This window comes from uncultured Mucilaginibacter sp. (assembly GCF_903913935.1).
Classification (GTDB): Bacteria; Bacteroidota; Bacteroidia; order Sphingobacteriales; family Sphingobacteriaceae; genus Mucilaginibacter.
Map to the genome: position 1 here is coordinate 1 of NZ_CAIWNH010000303.1, position 1910 is coordinate 1910.

The 1910-nt window shown below is 46.1% G+C and carries 1 protein-coding gene and 1 pseudogene; both read right to left on the bottom strand.

Annotated elements, in window-relative coordinates; genetic code table 11:
• Window positions 1–86: 86 nt before the first annotated feature.
• Window positions 87–911 carry a glycerophosphodiester phosphodiesterase family protein gene (locus QZY09_RS11960; protein ID WP_295672693.1) on the bottom strand — a complete coding sequence of 275 codons (825 nt, stop codon included), beginning with the start codon at window positions 909–911 and terminating at the stop codon, window positions 87–89.
• Window positions 912–945: 34 nt separating this feature from the next.
• A pseudogene (locus QZY09_RS11965) lies at window positions 946–1910 on the bottom strand (hypothetical protein); the annotation flags it as partial.

Consider the following 1910-nt stretch of genomic DNA (forward strand, 5'->3'; position numbering starts at 1 on the left):
CCGGTCTGACATAACCAGCTTTTACTCATCAAAAAAATCAGACAATAAAAATGTTTAATAATCAAATGGCGCTAACAATAATGTGGTTATCGTAATCCCTTGCTTTTTAAATACTGCACTAACGCATGCGGGTTATCTGTTTGCAGCCCGGTTAAGCCGATAGAGATGGCTTTATCCCATACTGCGGGGCCTTCTTTAGGGCCTTGTGCATCGGGCCAAACCTGCAGGCCGCCTGCCTTTGCCAAAGCTACCATATCAGCATTGTAATCAGAATAGTCTCCGTCAAGCACATCTGGCTGATATTTATTTAAAAACAGTTGCAGCGATGCGGGATTTTTAACCGAATCGGGCAAACTTACCATCAACGGCATTGTGGGGTCGGTTTTGCGCCAGTCGGTATATTGGGATGGTTTGTTGATATAAACCAAAACCTGCTTTTCCATATGGTATTGCTTTAACATCGTTAAGGTTGCGGTAGCGTCAGCTTCTTTAAAATCAATATAGATGTGGATCTTGTTGCGGCAAAGTTTCAGGATTTGTTCAAACGTCGGCACGCGGTAGTTTGCCGTATCTGTATTGCTCCTGGGGTTTACTTTCAGCGCTTCTATTTGCTGCAGGGTTAGGTCTTTTATCAGCCCTTTGCCATTTGTCATGCGGTTAACGCTGCCATCGTGCATGCTCACCAATTGGTTATCGCTGGTGGTACGCAGGTCTATTTCAACATAATCTGCTTCGTTTTTTGCAGCCATTGCGTAGCCCTCCAATGTATTTTCCGGATATTGGGCATGATCGCCGCGGTGGGCGATCACAATAAAGCTATGTGCCTTTTTGGGGATAGGGTTGGGCTTGTACCCGATATCAACCAGGGTTAAAAGCAATAGTGATATAATGGTGGCGAATTTAATTGTCATCGTTTATAGGTATAAAATGGTTTAATTGCCTTTATCAGTTTTTGTCGTCTTTATTTCGCTCGCTGCGCTCATGTTCTTCATCATCCATGTCCGGGCCTTTTTCGATTTTACGCCAGTCTATTACTTTATGGTATCTCGCCATGGCTTTTTGCGGGTCGAAGATCCTGGCATCGCTCCTCAGAAAGGTATACGGGGTAAAGTCAGGCTTATCGGTAAAAAAGTCTGTCAGCAGCGTTCCCGTGGCATCATACTGGTTCACATACGGGACGTCAAGGATATTGTAGATGGTTTTCAATATCGCCCCAAAGTTGGCATGGGTATGGCTTACGTAACCTTTTTTTACATAAGGGCCGGCCATCATTAAAATTGAGCGATGTGCGTCGATATGGTCTACACCGCCCTGCGGGTCGTCCTCCGTAATGATCACCAGCATATTCTTCCAGTATTTGGTACGCGACAGAAAATGCAGGATCCGCCCAACGGCGAGGTCATTATCGGCGACGTATGATTGTTTCATGGGGTAGCCGTCTTTCGCTCTTGGGTCGGCTGTATGGTCATTGGGTACCTGCATGGTGATCAGCGAAGGCATTGTTTGTTTGCCCTTGATCCACATTTTGGTAAATTCGCTTTCAAACTGATCCATCCGGAACTGATCGGGAATGTTGGTATTGAAGCCGGCATAATTATGGCTGGTACGCGGATACAAAGCTTTTTGCATCGGCACCATTACCAAATGCCCGGAGCCGGTTAAAGTATCGGTCCAGATCTCGCGGTTATGGGCGGTTTCATTGCCTTCGCCAAAATTGTAAAAGTTTACGTGGCTGCGTTCCATGGCTTCCCATAAACCACCGCGTTCAGCGTAGTCTTCGGGGTCCATACTTCCTGTTGAGCCGGGAAAACGCCGTCCGGGTGCATCCGAAAATAATTTTGCCGTTTTATCTACATTCGAGTTAGCTTCTACCCATTCATTCGGTATAACACCCAGCATCCAATGATGTC